Source organism: Agrobacterium sp. 6Ca8 (genome assembly GCF_055382765.1).
Genome location: NZ_AP026434.1, coordinates 1,544,757 through 1,560,967 on the forward strand (window position 1 = coordinate 1,544,757; position 16,211 = coordinate 1,560,967).

14 protein-coding genes are annotated in these 16,211 nt (G+C 59.5%); 3 read left to right on the forward strand and 11 right to left on the reverse strand.

Features of this window, described 5'->3' with window-relative positions:
• Window positions 1-12: 12 nt before the first annotated feature.
• The 6 genes from ACZ5A6_RS21250 to ACZ5A6_RS21275 form a co-directional block, all read right to left on the reverse strand.
• The gene (locus tag ACZ5A6_RS21250) at window positions 13-837 is read right to left on the reverse strand and encodes a carbohydrate ABC transporter permease (RefSeq protein WP_003510506.1); all 825 of its coding nucleotides are present in this window, start codon (window positions 835-837) and stop codon (window positions 13-15) included.
• 12 nt (window positions 838-849) lie between these two features.
• A complete protein-coding gene (locus tag ACZ5A6_RS21255; RefSeq protein ID WP_013761441.1) occupies window positions 850-1,722 on the reverse strand; it encodes a carbohydrate ABC transporter permease in 873 nt (290 codons plus the stop codon).
• 172 nt (window positions 1,723-1,894) lie between these two features.
• Entirely contained in the window at window positions 1,895-3,208 is a 1,314-nt protein-coding gene (locus ACZ5A6_RS21260) for an ABC transporter substrate-binding protein (protein ID WP_013762306.1), read from the reverse strand.
• A 143-nt stretch (window positions 3,209-3,351) separates the two neighbouring features.
• Entirely contained in the window at window positions 3,352-4,305 is a 954-nt protein-coding gene (locus ACZ5A6_RS21265; protein WP_003518080.1) for a sugar-binding transcriptional regulator, read from the reverse strand.
• A gap of 261 nt (window positions 4,306-4,566) precedes the next feature.
• Window positions 4,567-6,417 (reverse strand): ABC transporter ATP-binding protein, encoded by a 1,851-nt coding sequence (locus ACZ5A6_RS21270; protein ID WP_065705826.1) that lies wholly within the window; start codon window positions 6,415-6,417, stop codon window positions 4,567-4,569.
• A 48-nt stretch (window positions 6,418-6,465) separates the two neighbouring features.
• A complete protein-coding gene (locus tag ACZ5A6_RS21275) occupies window positions 6,466-7,629 on the reverse strand; it encodes a M20 aminoacylase family protein (protein WP_003518084.1) in 1,164 nt (387 codons plus the stop codon).
• A 306-nt stretch (window positions 7,630-7,935) separates the two neighbouring features.
• On the opposite strand from ACZ5A6_RS21275, the gene ACZ5A6_RS21280 reads away from it, so the two are divergent.
• The 3 genes from ACZ5A6_RS21280 (at window position 7,936) to ACZ5A6_RS21290 (ending at window position 11,645) form a co-directional block, all read left to right on the forward strand.
• Window positions 7,936-9,645 carry a peptide ABC transporter substrate-binding protein gene (locus tag ACZ5A6_RS21280; RefSeq protein ID WP_003518085.1) on the forward strand — a complete coding sequence of 570 codons (1,710 nt, stop codon included), beginning with the start codon at window positions 7,936-7,938 and terminating at the stop codon, window positions 9,643-9,645.
• Between the two features lie 76 nt (window positions 9,646-9,721).
• Complete coding sequence (locus ACZ5A6_RS21285; protein ID WP_464111386.1) at window positions 9,722-10,732, forward strand: ABC transporter permease; 1,011 nt, start codon at window positions 9,722-9,724, stop codon at window positions 10,730-10,732.
• Window positions 10,725-11,645 carry an ABC transporter permease gene (locus tag ACZ5A6_RS21290; protein WP_013762302.1) on the forward strand — a complete coding sequence of 307 codons (921 nt, stop codon included), beginning with the start codon at window positions 10,725-10,727 and terminating at the stop codon, window positions 11,643-11,645. The genes ACZ5A6_RS21285 and ACZ5A6_RS21290 overlap by 8 nt, the downstream gene beginning before the upstream one ends.
• 36 nt (window positions 11,646-11,681) lie before the next feature.
• Here ACZ5A6_RS21290 and ACZ5A6_RS21295 read toward each other — a convergent pair whose 3' ends face one another.
• The 5 genes from ACZ5A6_RS21295 to ACZ5A6_RS21315 form a co-directional block, all read right to left on the reverse strand.
• Window positions 11,682-12,032, reverse strand: coding sequence for a ribbon-helix-helix domain-containing protein (locus tag ACZ5A6_RS21295; RefSeq protein WP_003518088.1), 351 nt, complete (start codon window positions 12,030-12,032; stop codon window positions 11,682-11,684).
• Between the two features lie 71 nt (window positions 12,033-12,103).
• The gene (locus ACZ5A6_RS21300; protein WP_019566944.1) at window positions 12,104-12,670 is read right to left on the reverse strand and encodes a DJ-1/PfpI family protein; all 567 of its coding nucleotides are present in this window, start codon (window positions 12,668-12,670) and stop codon (window positions 12,104-12,106) included.
• Between the two features lie 95 nt (window positions 12,671-12,765).
• On the reverse strand, window positions 12,766-14,163 hold the full coding sequence (locus ACZ5A6_RS21305) for an amidase (protein ID WP_121557426.1): 1,398 nt from the start codon (window positions 14,161-14,163) through the stop codon (window positions 12,766-12,768).
• 53 nt (window positions 14,164-14,216) lie between these two features.
• Window positions 14,217-15,038, reverse strand: coding sequence for an ABC transporter permease (locus tag ACZ5A6_RS21310; RefSeq protein ID WP_013762300.1), 822 nt, complete (start codon window positions 15,036-15,038; stop codon window positions 14,217-14,219).
• Window positions 15,035-15,985 (reverse strand): ABC transporter permease, encoded by a 951-nt coding sequence (locus tag ACZ5A6_RS21315; protein ID WP_003518092.1) that lies wholly within the window; start codon window positions 15,983-15,985, stop codon window positions 15,035-15,037. The genes ACZ5A6_RS21310 and ACZ5A6_RS21315 overlap by 4 nt, the downstream gene beginning before the upstream one ends.
• Window positions 15,986-16,211: the final 226 nt, after the last annotated feature.

The window sequence follows — 16,211 nt, forward strand, 5'->3', positions numbered from 1 at the left end:
TATTGTCGTTCCTTATTTCACGGCGCCAAAGGTGAGGCCACGCACGAGTTGTTTCTGCGAGAACCAGCCGATGACGAGAATGGGGGCGATCGCCATCATCGAGGCGGCCGAGAGCTTGGCCCAGAACAGCCCCTGCGGTGAGGAGAAGGAGGCGATGAAGGCCGTCAGCGGTGCCGCATTGGTGGTCGTCAGCCGGATGGTCCAGAAGGATTCGTTCCAGGCAAGAATGACGTTCAGGAGCAGCGTCGAGGCAATGCCCGGAACCGCCATTGGTGTCAGTACATGCACGATCTCGTTCCAGAGCGAGGCACCATCCATGCGGGCTGCTTCCAGGATCTCGCCGGGGATTTCGCGGAAGTAGGTATAAAGCATCCACACCACGATCGGCAGGTTGATGAAGGTGAGCATGACGGTCAGCCCAATGCGGGTATCGAGCAGGCCGGCATTGCGGAAGATCAGGTAGATCGGCACCAGCACCGCCACCCCCGGCATCATCTTGGTGGAGAGCATCCACATCAAAATGTCCTTGGTGCGTTTGGTCGGCGAGAATGCCATGGCCCAGGCGGCGGGAATGGCGATCATGAGCGCGATGATCGTCGAGCCGAGCGACAGCACGACCGAGTTCATGAACGGCTTGAAGTAATCGCGCTGGGTCTGCACGGTGATGTAGTTTTCGAGCGTGCCCGAGGGAATGAGGCTGAAGCCTGCGATCGCCTCCGGCTCGGTCTTGATCGAGGTGAGGAAGGCGTAAAGGATCGGGAAGAACAGCAAAAGCGCCACGGCCCATGCCGCGATGGTGAAGCCGATCTTTGCGCGTGTCGTTGTCTTGCGGGCCATGATCGCTTCTCCTTAACGGTCGAGGTTCTTGCCGACGGCGCGCATCAGGAAGATGGCGACGATATTGGCGAGCACGACGGCGATGATGCCACCGGCCGATGCGCCGCCGACGTCGTAGCCCAGAAGCGCCGTGCGATAGATGAGGAAGGCAAGGTTGGTCGAGGCATAGCCGGGGCCGCCATTGGTGGTGACGAGGATTTCCGCGTAAACGCCGAGCAGGAAGATCGTCTGGATGAGGATGACGACGGTGATGGCGCGGGCAAGATGCGGCAGCGTCAGGTAGATGAAGCGGTTGATGAAGTTGGCGCCATCCATCTCGGCCGCTTCCTTCTGCTCGCCATCGAGCGACTGGAGGGCGGTGAGCAGGATCAGCGTGGCAAAGGGCAGCCATTGCCAGGCGACGATGATGATGATGGAGAGCAGCGGAAACTGCGCGAACCAGTCGACCGGCTGCAGGCCGAAGAAGCGCGACAGATCGGCAAGCACGCCGTAACCGGGATGCATGATCATGTTCTTCCACACCAGCGCCGCAACAGGCGGCATGACGAAGAAGGGCGAGATGATCATGATGCGCACGATGCCCTGACCGAAGATGTCCTGGTCAAGCAGAAGCGCAATCGCAATACCGCCGATGACGGTGATCAGAAGCACGCCGCCGACGATGGCAAGCGTGTTGAAGATCGACTGGAAGAAGGCCGGATCGGTATAGAAATACTGGTAATTGAACAGGCCCGCAAAGCTGACATTGGCAGGGTTGAGCAGATTGTAGTTCTGGAACGAAAACCACAGCGTCATCGCCAGGGGCACGATCATCCACACCAGCAAAAGCAGCACCGAAGGCGCAAGCATAACCCGCGCCAGACCGCTCGTGTTTCGTGTTGCCATTGCACTAACCTCCCCATGGGCTCGGGCATCACGAAATGCCCCCGGCATATCCGGAAGAACCGGCTCATTCCAGTTTTGATTTGAAAGGCTTAAAGGCCGCCGCGCAGCTCGCGGCTTGCGCCCCCAAGGTCCGCTGCCCGGCATTGGCGCCGGACAGCGATCTTCAGGAGGATTACTTGATGTAACCGGCGCGGGTCATTTCACGCGTCGCTGTCGACTGGGCGCTGGCAAGCGCATCGTCGACACTGGACTGGCCGGCAACGACCGCCGAGAACAGCTGACCGACCGTGGTGCCGAGCGCCTGGAATTCAGGGATCGCCACGAACTGACCGCCGGTGTAAGGCACGGGCTTTACGGTGGGCTTGGTGATGTCGGCGGCATCCATCGCAGCAAGCGTCGGCTTGGCGAAGGCGGCTGCTTTTTCATAGTCAGCATTCTTGTAAAGCGAGGTGCGGGTACCCGGAGGCACGTTTGCCCAGCCTTCCTTGGCAGCGACGAGTTGGGTATATTCCTTGCTGGTTGCCCAGGAGATGAACTTCTCGGCTGCATCCGCCTTCTGCGAGCTCTTCGGGATAGCAAGGTTCCATGACCACAACCAGTTGCCGTGGTTCTTCAGCTCGCCATGCGTCGGGAAGAGCGCATAACCGACCTTGTCGGCAACGGTCGAATCCTTCGGGTTTGAAACGAAGGAAGCAGCCACCGTGGCGTCGATCCACATGCCGCATTTGCCCTGCTGGAACAGCGTCAGGTTTTCGTTGAAGCCGTTGGAGGAAGCACCCGACGGACCGGCATCCTTCATCAGATCGACGTAGAACTGAAGAGCACTCTTCCATTCCGGCTGATCGAACTGCGGCTTCCAGTTCTCATCGAACCAGCGGCCGCCAAAGGAGTTGGTGAGCGCGCTGATGAAGGCCATGTTCTCGCCCCAGCCAGCCTTGCCGCGCAGGCACATGCCGTTGATATCCGTCTTGCGATCGGTAATCTTGCGGGCAGCGTCACCGATGAATTCCCAGGTCGGGTTTTCAGGCATCTTCAGGCCGGCTTTTTCAAACAGGTCCTTGCGATACATGATCATGGCGGATTCGCCGTAGAACGGCGCCGCATAAAGCTTGCCTTCGCTGGAAAGACCACCACGGATCGCCGGCAGAATATCATCCACGTCGTATTTGTCGCCAAGCTTTTCGAGCGGCAGCAGCCAGCCCTGCTTGGCCCAGATCGGCACTTCATAGTTGCCGATGGTCATGATGTCGTACTGACCGCCATTGGTGGCGATATCGGTCGTCACGCGCTCGCGCAGGACGTTTTCTTCAAGCGTGACCCATTCCACCTTGATGTCGGGGTTCTTGGTGGTGAAGTCGGAGGTCAGACCCTGCATGCGGATCATGTCGCCGTTGTTGACGGTGGCGATGGTCAGCGTTTCGGCGGAAGCAAGGGTCGAAAAGGCGAGTGCCGAGCATGCGCCCAGCAAAATGGTCTTCAATGTCATATCTTCCTCCCAGAAGAAATTTATGAGCATTCGCTTTGCTCTGGGGCATTTACTCACCCGCAGCCAAAAAAAGTCAAGCAACATCCTGTGCTGCGGCGCACATGGAAAAATCAAGTAATTGATTTTAATGGATTAATTTTTGCTCAGTGTGTGAGCAAATATTCACTTGTCGCTTCGTCGGTGATGAGGCCGTTCAAAAGACCACCCCTCAGTGCCGCGAGAATCGAGGCATTCTTGCGCGCGCCCTGCGCCATACCGATGACCGTGCAGGTCTCTCTGGACGGAATGGGAACGGAGGCGACGCGCTCGTTGACGGAATGGTCGAGAATGCGGCCGTTGGCATCATACATCCAGCCGCAGATTTCGCCGATCGCACCGCTTGCCATCAGGGCCTTCATCTCGTCGACACCGAGAAAACCATCAACGCAGAGCGGTGCATTTTCTCCCAGTTCGCCGACGCCGACGAAGGTGACATTGGCGGCTGCACCCAGCGCCAGCGTGGAGCGCACCATGGACTGGTCGTGCAGCAGTTCCCGCTCTTCCGCAGACGAGCAGAGAACCGGCAGCGGCATCGGGAAATGCCGCGCCTTGATGGCATCGGCCATACTGAAGATGACGTTGTAATAGGCGGCCGATCCATCCGGCCCGATATTGCCTGTCAGTGACACGATGCGGTGCTGCGGACATTCCATCGGCGGCAGTTGGTCCACAGCCGCCTTCAGCGTACGGCCGGTGCCGATGGCAAGCACGATGGGATCGGCATTTTTCAGCCAGCGCTCGATTTCCGCCGCGCCGGCCTCGGCAATGCCGACCGTGGAGGAAACGCCAGCGGGATCGCTCGGCACCACCTCGATATATCTAAGGTCGAATTTCTGCTTCAGCCGCTCCGCCTTTTCGAGACAGGCGGCGATGGGATGATCGAGCCGGACCTTGATCAACCGCTCGGCGACGGCCAGCGATACCAGACGCTGCGCCGATTGCCGGGATATGCCCATGGCAGCGGCGATCTCGTCCTGCGTGCGGCCCGCGACATAATAAAGCCAGCCAGCACGCGCCGCATCATCCAGCCGTCCATGTGCGTCGTTCCGTCTGGCCATGCCGCCGCCCTCTAAGAATTATGCTCGAGCATTTGCTGGCATTTTTTCAGGCCGCCTGTCAAACGGCGCAGCGACTGAGCGAAGCGTTTGGCGGCACCGGGCACCTCTAAAGAAGATGCAAAACATTTCCTCCGTCATGCTCGGGCCTGTCCCGAGCATCTGCAATGCACCGATTTACGAGACATTGGCAGATCCTCGGCACAAGACCGAGGATGACGTCGTGAACACAGAGGCACCTATCCCTGCGCAGTTTCCTCTATATCAAGCCGCTTCCTGCACCAGATGCCCTGCCGAAACCTCGCGGTAATGGCGTTGCGGCGGAACATAGTTCACAGGACGGATCGGGCTTTTGATCTCGTCCGTTGCCATGTTGCGCCTGATCTGGCGCCGGGCCGGATCCGGCACCGGAACGGCGGACATCAGCTTTTGCGTATAGGGGTGCTGCGGATTATCGAAGACGGCGGCGCGTGGGCCGATTTCGACGATCTCGCCGAGATACATCACCGCGACACGATGGCTGACACGCTCCACCACAGCCATATCGTGGGAAATGAACAGGAAGGCGAGGTTGAGGCTCTGTTGCAGATCGAGCAGCAGGTTACAGACCTGCGCCTTGATGGAGACATCAAGCGCCGACACCGCTTCATCGGCAACGATGACCTTGGGGTCAAGCATCAGCGAACGGGCAATGGCGATGCGCTGGCGCTGGCCGCCGGAAAACTCATGCGGGAAGCGCCGCATCATATCCGGGCTGAGGCCAACCTTCTCCATCAGGTCCGCCGCCTTTTCACGCGCCTGCGCCTTCGGTCCAAGCCGGTGTTCGATGAAGGGCTCCATGATCGCCGTCCCGATGCTCATGCGCGGATCGAGACTGGCGAAGGGGTCCTGAAAGATCATCTGCACGCTGCGGCGCATGGTGCGCAACGTCGTCTTGTCGAGTTTCATCACCTCGTAACCGTCGAGCGTCACGTTACCGGAGGTCGGTTCGATCAGCCGGGTGATCGACCGCCCCGTGGTGGACTTGCCGCAGCCGGATTCACCGACCAGCGATAGTGTCTCGCCCTCAGCCAGATCGAAGGAGACCTTCTCCACCGCATGCACGGCACCGGACTTGCGACCGAGAAGACCGGAGCGGATATCGAAGCGGGTCGTCAGGTCCCGGACCGAAAGAATGGGCGTGCGACCACCGGAAACCGTGTTCCTGACCTCTTCGACCGGTTGGCTTTCGCCGGTCTTGATATCGATGATCGGAAAACGGGCGGGCAGTACCCGCTCTTTCATCGAACCGAGCTTCGGCACCGCCGAAAGCAGGGCGCGCGTATAGGGATGGTTCCCGCGATGGAAGATATCGTCCGTTGTGCCGGTTTCCACCACGTCGCCGCGGAACATGACGATGGTGCGGTCAGCCACTTCCGCCACCACGCCCATATCATGGGTGATGAACAGGACCGACATGCCCTCCTCTTCCTGCAATTGCTTGATAAGGTCGAGAATCTGGCCCTGAATGGTCACGTCGAGCGCCGTCGTCGGCTCGTCTGCAATCAGGAGCTTCGGCTTGGAGGCAAGCGCCATGGCAATCATCACGCGCTGGCGCATGCCGCCGGAAAACTGGTGCGGATAGTCGTCGAAACGGTTCTTCGCATTGGGAATGCGGACTTTTTCCAGAAGCCTGACAACCTCGGCCTTGGCAGCAGATGAGGAAATATCCTGGTGCACGGTCAGCGCTTCGGCGATCTGCTTGCCGATCGGGAAGATCGGATTGAGGCTGGTCATCGGCTCCTGGAAGATCATCGAAATGTCCTTGCCGCGAACCTTGCGCATCTCCTCTTCCGGAAGTGCCAGCAAATCGCGCCCGCCGAGCATGACCTTACCCTCGATGCGGCTCGTTTTCTTATCGAGAAGCCGCATGATCGACAGCGACGTCACGCTTTTGCCCGAGCCGCTTTCGCCAACGATCGCCACCGTCTCGCGGGGCGCAATGTCGAAACTCATATTGCGGACCACCGATTTCCAGCCGCCATCAACGCGGAAGGACGTGGTCAGATTTTGAACCGAAAGAACCGGACTTACCGAACCGCCGGTCTGTTCCATGGATGTTGCCGCCAAAAGCATGCCGATCTCCTGAAAAGCGAAAGGCGGCCATGAAGGCCGCCGGATGTCTTACGCAGCAAGCGCGGTTTCGGCCATCGAGACCCAGTAGCTGATGCCGTAAGGCAGGGCCTCGTCGTTGAAGTCATAGGCGGCATTGTGCAGCCCGGCCGTGTCGCCGTTACCGATGAAGATGAAGGCGCCGGGGCGTGCTTCCAGCATGTAGGAAAAATCTTCCGCGCCCATATGCGGGTTGGGATTGGTGTTGACGGCGTTTGCGCCTGCCACACCTGCCGCCACGCTGGTTGCGAATTCGGTTTCGTCATTGTGATTGAAGGTGACGGGATAACCGCGATCATATCTCACCTCCGCCGTCGCGCCATGCGCCATGGCGGTGGCTGTCGCCACTTCCTTCAACCGTTTTTCGGCAAAATCGCGGGTTTCCGGCAGCAGGGTGCGCACCGTGCCGGTCAGCGTCACCGAACCGGGAATGACATTGCCCGCTGTGCCGCCGTGGGTAGTGGCGACGGTGACGACCAGCGATTTCAACGGGTCCGTTTCCCGCGAGACGATGGATTGCAGGGCGATGATGATATAGGCCGAGGTCAGCACCGGATCGACGGAAAGATGGGGGGCCGCCGCATGGCTGCCCTTGCCGGTAATGACGATCTCGAAACTATCCGCCGCCGCCATCGTCGAACCCTTGCGGATGGCGAAATTGCCGACCGGAATGCCCGGCTCGTTATGCATGCCATAGACCTGAGAAATGCCGAATTTCTCCATCATGCCGTCGTTCAGCATGGCAAGTGCCCCTGCGCCACCCTCTTCAGCCGGCTGGAAGATGACGGCCACGGACCCTTTGAAATTACGGGTCTCGGCCAGATATTGCGCCGCGCCCAAAAGCATGGCTGTGTGCCCGTCATGGCCGCAGGAATGGGCCTTGCCCGGAACCTTGGAAGCCCAGGGCTTGCCGCTGGTTTCGAGGATCGGCAGCGCATCCATGTCGGAGCGGAAACCGATGGTCGGGCCGTCCCCGTGCCGCCCCTTGATGATGCCCACCACGCCGGTCTTGCCAATGCCGGTTTCGACGATATCGCATCCGAAGGATTTGAGTTTCTCCGCCACGAATTTCGAGGTTTCGAAGACGTCGTAGAGCAGCTCCGGCGTCTCGTGCAGGTGGCGCCTCCAACCGGCTACTTCTTCCTGCATCTCGGCCACACGGTTCAATATCGGCATTCCCATTTTTCCTTTTTTTTGTTCCCCGCCGGGTTGTCGGGAACCATATTGCGTTTGGAATTTCTGCTTTTGCAAGTATGAATTTCGCTAGATGAGTGAAAAATAGGCCCGAAGCCAATCGGCTCAAATTTTGTTCATCAATCAGAGTTTGGGGCTTGCATTTCAAAAAAACTGACAATAGCATCATTAGGAACGGAAGAATATTCGTTAGCAAAGTCAAACACTTAAAACAAAAGACTTGCAAATGACGTTGAGGAAAAGCGTCAAACATTCAAACAGATAAAATCTTCAAAGGGGAAAATCACAATGAAGAAGCGCAGCGTTCTCTTTGCCAGCACGGTGGCGGCCTTGGCCATGGCAGGCTCTGCCGCCCATGCCGAGCGTGGCAGTGACGGCGAACTGAAAATCCTTTTCTGGCAGGCTGTATCGACACTCAACCCATATCTTTCCGCTGGCACGAAGGAAGTCTACAGCTCGTCCATGGTGATCGAGCCGCTGGCGCGCTACGACGAAAAAGGCGAGCTGGTGCCGATGCTGGTGAGCGAAATTCCGACGGTCGACAATGGCGGCATCGCGAAAGATCTGCTCAGCATGACGTGGAAACTGAAGAGCGACGTCAAATGGTCTGATGGCACGCCCTTTACCGCTGACGACGTCATCTTCACCTGGAAATATTGCATCGCACCGGACGGCGGCTGCGCGCAGGCGGCACAATATGAAGGCGTGAAGAACGTCGAGGCGATCGACGCCCACACCATCAAGATCAGCTTCAACGAACCGAAGCCCTACCCCTACTCCGCATTTGTTGGCGCACAATCGCCTGTCATCCAGAAGAAACAGTTTGAAAAATGCGTCGGCGCTGCGGCTCCCGGCTGCACATCCGCCAATTTCGGCCCCATCGGCACCGGCCCCTTCGTGGTCAAGGATTTCAAGCCGAACGACGTCATCAGCTTCGTGGCCAACCCCAATTATCGCGATCCGGCCAAGCCCGCCTTCGCCACGGCTACCCTGAAGGGCGGCGGCGATGCAGCTTCCGCTGCACGCGCCGTTCTTGAAACCGGCGAATTCGACTACGCCTGGAACATGCAGGTGGAGCCGGAAATTCTGGCCACCATGGTAGCTGCCGGCAAGGGCAAGCTGGAAACTGCCTTCGGCACGCAGGTCGAGCGTATCAATCTCAACTGGTACAACGCCGATCCTGCGCTGGGTGACAAGCGCTCCACCAAGGAAGGCGGCCCGCATCCGGCCCTTTCCGACCCGGCCGTGCGCCGCGCGCTCTCGCTTGCAATCGACCGCGATATTATCGATGAGGCAGGTTATGGCGAGGCAGGCAAGCCGACCTGCAATATCGTGCCGGCCCCGGAAGCCGTCGCTTCGACCAAGAATGACAGCTGGTGCCTGAAACAGGATCTGGAAGGCGCAAACAAGCTGCTGGACGATGCGGGCTGGGTAAAGGGCGCCGATGGCATCCGCGCCAAGAACGGTGTGAAACTGTCCTTCCTCTACCAGACCTCCACAAACTCCGTTCGCCAGGCCACGCAGGAACTGGTGAAGGACATGTGGTCGCAGATTGGCGTTGCTTCCGAACTGCGCAATGTCAGCGCCTCCGTCTTCTTCGGCGGCGATCCGGCAAGCCCCGACACCTTCCAGAAATTTTTCGCCGATGTTGAAATGTACACCAACAATTTCGACGGTACAGACCCGGAAAAATATCTGGCGGAATGGCTATGCGACAAGATCCCGGCTCCGGCTAACGGCTGGCAGGGCCAGAACATTCCGCGTTATTGCAACCCGGAATTCGACAAGCTGGTGGGCGAACTCTCCAAGACCGCAGACCCTGCCAAGCGCGGTGAGATTTCCAAGCAGCTGAACGATATGCTGACCGAAGAAGGCGCGCATATTCCGCTCATCCATCGCGGCAGCGTCTCCTCGCATTCGCTGACACTCGAAGGCGTTCGCATGAACGCCTGGGATTCGGAACTCTGGAACGTCGCGGATTGGTCCCGCAAAAAGTAACCCGCAAATGCGCGGTCGCCCCTGACGGGGGGACCGCGCTCATTTTGCGAGACCCTGACGGTCTGGAGACTTTCCGATGTTTACCTTTACGCTCCGGCGGCTTGCCTTTGCCGTACCGACGTTGCTCGTCATCAGCTTCGTCATCTTCGCCCTGCTCGATCTGGCGCCGAATGATCCGACCGGCGACCTGCCGCTGACCATTCCGCCCGAAGTGCGCGAGCAGATCCGCGCCTCGCTCGGTCTCGACCAGCCCTTCTTCATCCGTTACATGCTGTGGCTGCAGCAATTCTTCATCAATGAACCGCTGAACCTGTTCGAGAAGCTGACAGGCTGGCAGATCGGCGACGGCAGCCGCATGCGTGTGCTGTCCTGGGCAACGCGCAGCCCGGTGGTCGATCTCGTCATCCAGCGCATGCCGCAAACGCTTTGGGTCGTCGGCCTTGCCTATCTCTTCGGCGCGCTTCTGGCGATCCCGATCGGCGTCATTTCCGCCTACAAGCAATATTCGATCTTCGATCAGATCGGCACCTTCGTCTCGATGGTGGGTTATTCGGTTCCCACCTTCTTCACCGGCGTGCTGCTGGTCGTCATCTTCAGCTCCTATCTGCAATGGTTCCCTTCCGTCTACGACACCAATCTGCAGGTGACTGACTGGGGAAGCCTCGTGGCACAGATCAAACAGATGTTCATGCCGGTTCTGGTGCTGACCCTTTACAACGTCTCGCAGATCAGCCGTTTCGTGCGCGCCTCGATGCTGGACAATCTCCATCAGGACTATGTACGCACCGCGCGTGCCAAGGGCGTGAAGGAAAAATCCGTTCTGCTCGTTCACGTCCTGCGCAACAGCCTTATACCCGTCGTCACCGTCATCGCACTCGGCGTGCCGACGATCTTTTCCGGCGCCATCATTACCGAACAGATTTTCCGTGTGAACGGGCTTGGCCAATTGCTGATCACCGCCGTTCAGGGTGCGGATATTCCGCTGGTGCAGACGCTGACCTTCATTTTCGCGGTGCTTATCGTGCTCTTCAACCTGATTGCCGACGTGCTTTACGGCAGTCTCGACCCGAGGATCCGCTATGACTGACGCCACCCTCGCAGCACCAGCCGTCGCCGCCACGCCTGTGCAATCGGCACTTGCCGATATCTGGAAACAGTTCCGGGTCCACAAGGGCGGCGTGGCAGGCCTGTTCGTTTTCATCTTTATTTTGCTTGCGGTCTATGTCGGCCCCTATATCCACACTGTCGCGCCCAATGCCATCAATGTGAAGGAACGCAACCAGTGGCCGTCGCTGGCGCATCCCTTCGGCACCGACAATCTGGGCAAGGACATGCTGGCGCAGGTGCTGGCGGGCGGGCGCATCTCGCTTGCCGTCGGCATCACCGCCATGCTGCTGGCGCTGTTTCTCGGCACGCTGGTGGGGGTGCTGTCAGGCTATTTCCGAAGACTTGACGGGCCGCTTATGCGGCTGACGGACCTTTTTCTGGCCCTGCCGCTGCTGCCACTGCTGCTCGTCATTCTCATGCTGTTCCGCGATACGCTGCGTGCCGCTTTCGGGCCGGAAACCGGTATCTTCATCCTCATCGTCTTCGTGATCGGGGTAACCAGCTGGATGCATACCGCACGCATCGTGCGCGGCGACGTGCTGACGATCAAAAGCCAGGAGTTTATCATGGCGGCGAAATCGAGCGGCATGCGCGAATACCGCATTATCCTGCGCCATATCCTGCCGAATGTGTTGAGTTCGATCATGGTCTCAGCCACGCTCGGCATCGCCTCGGCCATCATCACGGAATCGGCGCTGTCCTTCCTCGGCCTCGGTTTTCCGTCCGACTTTCCGACCTGGGGACGGCTGTTGTTCGATGGCGCCAACTTCCTGCAGCTGACGCCCTCGCGCGTGCTGTGGCCTGGACTGGCAATCTCGCTGACGGTTCTGAGCGTCAACTACATCGGCGACGCCGTGCGTGATGCGCTTGATCCAAGGGCGCTTAAGAGCTGAGGCGAAGGGCGCGGTGGCTGCGCCCTTCCCTTTATCTCAGTGATAATTCATCTTTTCCGCGTCGAGAATGCTGTCTGCATCCAGCGCAGCAATCGGAATGTCGCTGCGCGCCGGAATATCGCCGGAAAGCTGCAAGGCCAGATAACGCCCGCAGCAGACTCGTAAAAACGAGGTGAAGTTGCCGAGATCATGCCCGGCATCGATCGATTCATTATAAAGCTTGGCAATGAGCTGCGCGCTGTTCATGCCATCGCGGCGTGAAATCTCGTCCAGAGTCGTCCAGAAGAAGTTTTCAAGTCTGACGCTGGTGACCATGCCATCGATCCGCAAAGACCGGGTATGGCTTTCCCAAAGCGTCGGGTCTGCCTTGATGAAAAGCTTGCACATGGTGTCCTCCCTCAGCAAGCTGCAGAAGATAGACGGGAAACGGGACCGGTAAAAGCCCCATTCCGCCGGCCTTATCTGCCGAGCACCACCATGAATTGCGAAAGCCATGCCGGATGCGCCGGCCATGCGGGCGCCGTCACCAGCTTGCCGTCGGTAACCGCCGCATCGATGGCGATATCGGCATAGGTACCGCCCGCCAGTTCCACCTCGGGGCGGCAGGCCGGATAGGCCGAGCAGGTGCGGCCCTTGAGGACACCCGCAGCCGCCAGCAATTGGGCACCGTGGCAGACAGCCGCGACCGGCTTGTCAGCCTCGAAGAAATGCTTCACGGCGGCAAGCACATCCGCATTCAGCCGCAGATATTCCGGCGCGCGACCACCCGGAATGACCAGCGCGTCGTAATCCGCGACCATGATATCGGCAAAAGTTGCGTTGAGCGCGAAATTATGGCCGCGTTTTTCTGAATAGGTCTGGTCGCCCTCGAAATCATGGATCGCGGTCGCGATCGTCTGGCCAGCCTTCTTGCCGGGGCAGACGGCATGCACCGTGTGACCAACCGCAAGCAGCGTCTGGAACGGCACCATGGTCTCGTAGTCCTCGGCGAAATCGCCGGTGATCATCAAAATCTTCTTCGGCATGCTTGCTCCTCCCATTTCGAATGCCCGGGGCACCGTAACAGGAGGGGTGGAGAAGCGGGTATTATGGCTATACTACAGGGCCGATAAAGACGGGATCAGCGCGCTTTGGGCGGCTCCGGCCAGCGACGAACACCGCCGCCCCAATCCTCGAAGGCCTTGGAAAGCTTGAGAACGAGCAGATCCGCGTAACGCGGGCCGACGATCTGCAAGCCGATGGGCATCCCGGATTTCGAGAAGCCGCAATTGATCGAGGATGCCGGCTGTTCCGACATGTTCCAAGGGACGGTGAAGGCGATATGTTCGAAGGGTCGCTCGGGGTCGTTGGTGGGCGAGGCCCAGTCGGCCGGATAGGAGACGACGGGATTGACGGGTGAAATCACCACATCAACTGACTGCATCAACCGCCCGCAGGCTTTGCGCATTTCCATGGTCTGGTTGAAACCGAAAACGGCACGCGCGCCGGAAACATCAGCGCCCTTCTGCGCCCATTCGTGAATATAGGGAAGGATCGCCGCGCGTCGTTCGTCACTCAGCGCCGCCATATCGCCCCAGAATTTCGCCCGCCAGAAATCATCCAGCCCATCCAGCATGTCCCGAGACAGCACCGGCTCGACCGGGACCACGATGGCACCTGCATCTTCGAACAGCTTTGCGGACGCCAAAACAGCATCCCGCACCTCATCGTCCAGAGCCAAGCCGCAGCCGGCATCCAGCATCAGGCCGATCCTCAGGCCCTTTACGTCGATATCGAGGTCCATCCAGTTGATATCGTTGGGCGGCAGCGCGGTGCCGTCACGCCAGTCCGGGCGGGAAAGCGTGGCCATGGCATAGGCGGCGTCAACGACGGTGCGGGTCATCGGCCCGGCGCAGCGGCCTGTATAATAGGGATCGACGGGTATGCGGCCCTGGCTGGGCTTGAAGCCGAACAGCCCCGTCCACCCCGCCGGTAGCCGCACCGAGCCGCCAATATCCGTACCGATATGCAGCGTGCCGTAACCCGCAGCACCGGCAGAAGCCGCACCGGCACTGGAGCCGCCGGGGTTCTGTGTCGGGTCCCACGGGTTGCGGCTGAGCTTGTGGAAACTGGAAAGACCCGATGACAACATGCCGTAATCCGGGCAGGTGGTTTTGGCGTAAATGATGGCGCCGTCCTCGCGGCAGCGGGCCGCAACTGGCGCGTCTTCCAGAGCCGGCACCAGTTCCACCGCTTTGGTGCCAAGCGGAACTGGCTGGCCTTTGGTGGCGATCAGTTCCTTCAGCGACACCGGAATCCCATCGAGGGCCCCGAGCGTTTCACCTTTTTGCCAGCGCATCGTCGAGGCCAGCGCCTGCTTGCGGGCATCCTCGGGATCATAGGCGTAAAGCGCGTTCACCGTGGGCTCGAATGCGTCGATACGGGCCTCTACCGCCTGCCAATATTCCGATGGCGACAGCTTCTTTTGCCCGTAAAGCGCCAGGATTTCGAGCGTGTTGAGGTGTATGAGATCGGTCATAAGCTTCGTCTCGTCAGAAAACAGATAATATGGGCGATATCGGCTTGAAGCGGTCAGCTGGTATCGCGTGGGTCCAGCAGGTCGCGCAGGCCATCGCCAAGCAGATTGAGGCCGAAGACCGCGAGCGCAATGGCAAGGCCGGGCATGATGGCAAGCCAGGGTGCAGCACCTAGATAGGTCTGCGCATCGGCCAGCATCCGCCCCCAGGTGGCGGCCGGCGGAGGCATGCCGAGACCGAGGAATGAGAGTCCCGCTTCGGTGAGGATGGCAAGGCCGAGCTGGATGGTCACCTGCACGATGATCTGGTTGGAAATATTCGGCACGATATGAAACAGCGTGATCTTGGCGCGGTTCTGGCCGATGCTGGTGGCGGCGGTGACATATTCCCGCGACCATATCTGCAAGGCCGCACCCAGCGTCAGCCGCGCAAAGACCGGCACCATGAAGGTGGCAATGGCGATGATGGCGGTGAACCGCCCCGTACCGATGAACGCGCCGAGCATCATGGCCGACAAAATCGGCGGTACGGCGAAGATGATATCGCAGGCGCGCATCACCAGGGTTTCAGTGAAACCGCGCAGTGCCGCGACCGATACGCCAAGCGCCGTGCCAATGAGCGCGCCGATCGCAACGGCGGCGATGGAGGTGGAGAGCGAATTCCATGCCCCCGCCATCAGCATGGACAGCACATCGCGGCCAAAATGGTCGGTGCCAAGCCCGCCATAGGCAAAGGGCGATTTCAGCTTCTGGGCAATCTGTATCTTCGTCGGAGAAACCGGCGTCCAGACCAGCGAAAGCAGGGCAACCGCGACAAGAAAGAGAGTGACGGCGATGCCAAGGACGAAAGCGGGGCGGCGGCGGATCAGTCGCATCATCGTGCACCTGCCCGCAGTCTTGGATCGATAAAGAGATAGGCGATATCGACCAGAAAATTCATGACGATGACAAGCGCCGAGAAGAACAGCACGACGGACTGCATGACGACGATATCCCGCTGGGTCAACGCCTGATAGGCAAGCCGCCCGAGGCCCGGCAGGTTGAAGACATTCTCCACCAGCACTGCCCCGGCAATCAGGAAGGTGAATTGCAGGCCGATCATGGTGACAACGGGGATCATGGCGTTCGGCACCGCATGTCGCCACAGCGCTACCCGCTCGCTCAGCCCCTTGGCGCGGGCGGTGCGCACGAAATCCTCGTTCATTACCTCAAGTACTGCCGAGCGGCAGACGCGGGTGAGGACGCCTGCCTGCGACAGCGCAAGTGCAATGGCTGGAAGCACAAGCGCGATAAATCCGGCAGAAAAACTCGGACGCCAGCCGGGAAAACCGCCTGATGGCATCCAGCCGAGCGTGGTGGAAAAGACGATGATGAGCAGCAGCCCAACCCAGAAACCGGGAACGGCAATGCCGACATGGGAAAACAGCCCGGCTGCGAAATCCACCGGCCCGTTTCGGCTTCTCGCTGCCGCGACGCCGAGCGGAATGGCGATGGCGACCGATAGGCAGACCGCGAGCAGCGCAAGCGGCAGGGTGACGGCAAGCCGCTCGACAATAAGCCCCGCTACCGGCACGCCGTAGGTGTAGGATTGTCCGAGATCACCCCGGAATACGCCTGCAAGCCAGTGGATGTAACGCAATGGCAAGGGCTGATCGAGACCCATCTGCTTTTGCAGCGCGAGAAGCGTATCCGGGCTCGCCGACGTACCGAGCATGATGGCCGCCGGATCACCCGGCAACAGCCCCATGATGATGTAGATGATGAGCGACACCGCAAACAGCGTGACGATGAGGCTTGCAAGGCGCCGGACGAGAACGGCTAACATCTGGCATTCTTTCCTTGCGTTGTTTCGTTTCGGGATGTGGCGGATGGATTTATTGTCATCCCCGCACACTCTTCCCTCACCCCTGTGCTTGTCACTGGGATCCAGCCGAAGCGTGCCTGCGCGGCGGAAAGTTTCCTTTCAGCCCAACGACTTGGGCTGGCTGGATTTCTGTGACAGGCACGGGAATGAGGTGGTGGGTAGGAATGCGCCTCGCCGTTCACAACAA

Coding starts and splice junctions, on each gene's coding strand:
- ACZ5A6_RS21275 (WP_003518084.1), bottom strand. CDS start 7,629: ATGCCGATATTGAACCGTGTGGCCGAGATGCAGGAAGAAGTAGCCGGT.
- ACZ5A6_RS21280 (WP_003518085.1), top strand. CDS start 7,936: ATGAAGAAGCGCAGCGTTCTCTTTGCCAGCACGGTGGCGGCCTTGGCC.
- ACZ5A6_RS21290 (WP_013762302.1), top strand. CDS start 10,725: ATGACTGACGCCACCCTCGCAGCACCAGCCGTCGCCGCCACGCCTGTG.
- ACZ5A6_RS21285 (WP_464111386.1), top strand. CDS start 9,722: ATGTTTACCTTTACGCTCCGGCGGCTTGCCTTTGCCGTACCGACGTTG.
- ACZ5A6_RS21295 (WP_003518088.1), bottom strand. CDS start 12,032: ATGTGCAAGCTTTTCATCAAGGCAGACCCGACGCTTTGGGAAAGCCAT.
- ACZ5A6_RS21270 (WP_065705826.1), bottom strand. CDS start 6,417: ATGCTTTTGGCGGCAACATCCATGGAACAGACCGGCGGTTCGGTAAGT.
- ACZ5A6_RS21300 (WP_019566944.1), bottom strand. CDS start 12,670: ATGCCGAAGAAGATTTTGATGATCACCGGCGATTTCGCCGAGGACTAC.
- ACZ5A6_RS21315 (WP_003518092.1), bottom strand. CDS start 15,985: ATGTTAGCCGTTCTCGTCCGGCGCCTTGCAAGCCTCATCGTCACGCTG.
- ACZ5A6_RS21255 (WP_013761441.1), bottom strand. CDS start 1,722: ATGGCAACACGAAACACGAGCGGTCTGGCGCGGGTTATGCTTGCGCCT.
- ACZ5A6_RS21250 (WP_003510506.1), bottom strand. CDS start 837: ATGGCCCGCAAGACAACGACACGCGCAAAGATCGGCTTCACCATCGCG.
- ACZ5A6_RS21265 (WP_003518080.1), bottom strand. CDS start 4,305: ATGGCCAGACGGAACGACGCACATGGACGGCTGGATGATGCGGCGCGT.
- ACZ5A6_RS21305 (WP_121557426.1), bottom strand. CDS start 14,163: ATGACCGATCTCATACACCTCAACACGCTCGAAATCCTGGCGCTTTAC.
- ACZ5A6_RS21310 (WP_013762300.1), bottom strand. CDS start 15,038: ATGATGCGACTGATCCGCCGCCGCCCCGCTTTCGTCCTTGGCATCGCC.
- ACZ5A6_RS21260 (WP_013762306.1), bottom strand. CDS start 3,208: ATGACATTGAAGACCATTTTGCTGGGCGCATGCTCGGCACTCGCCTTT.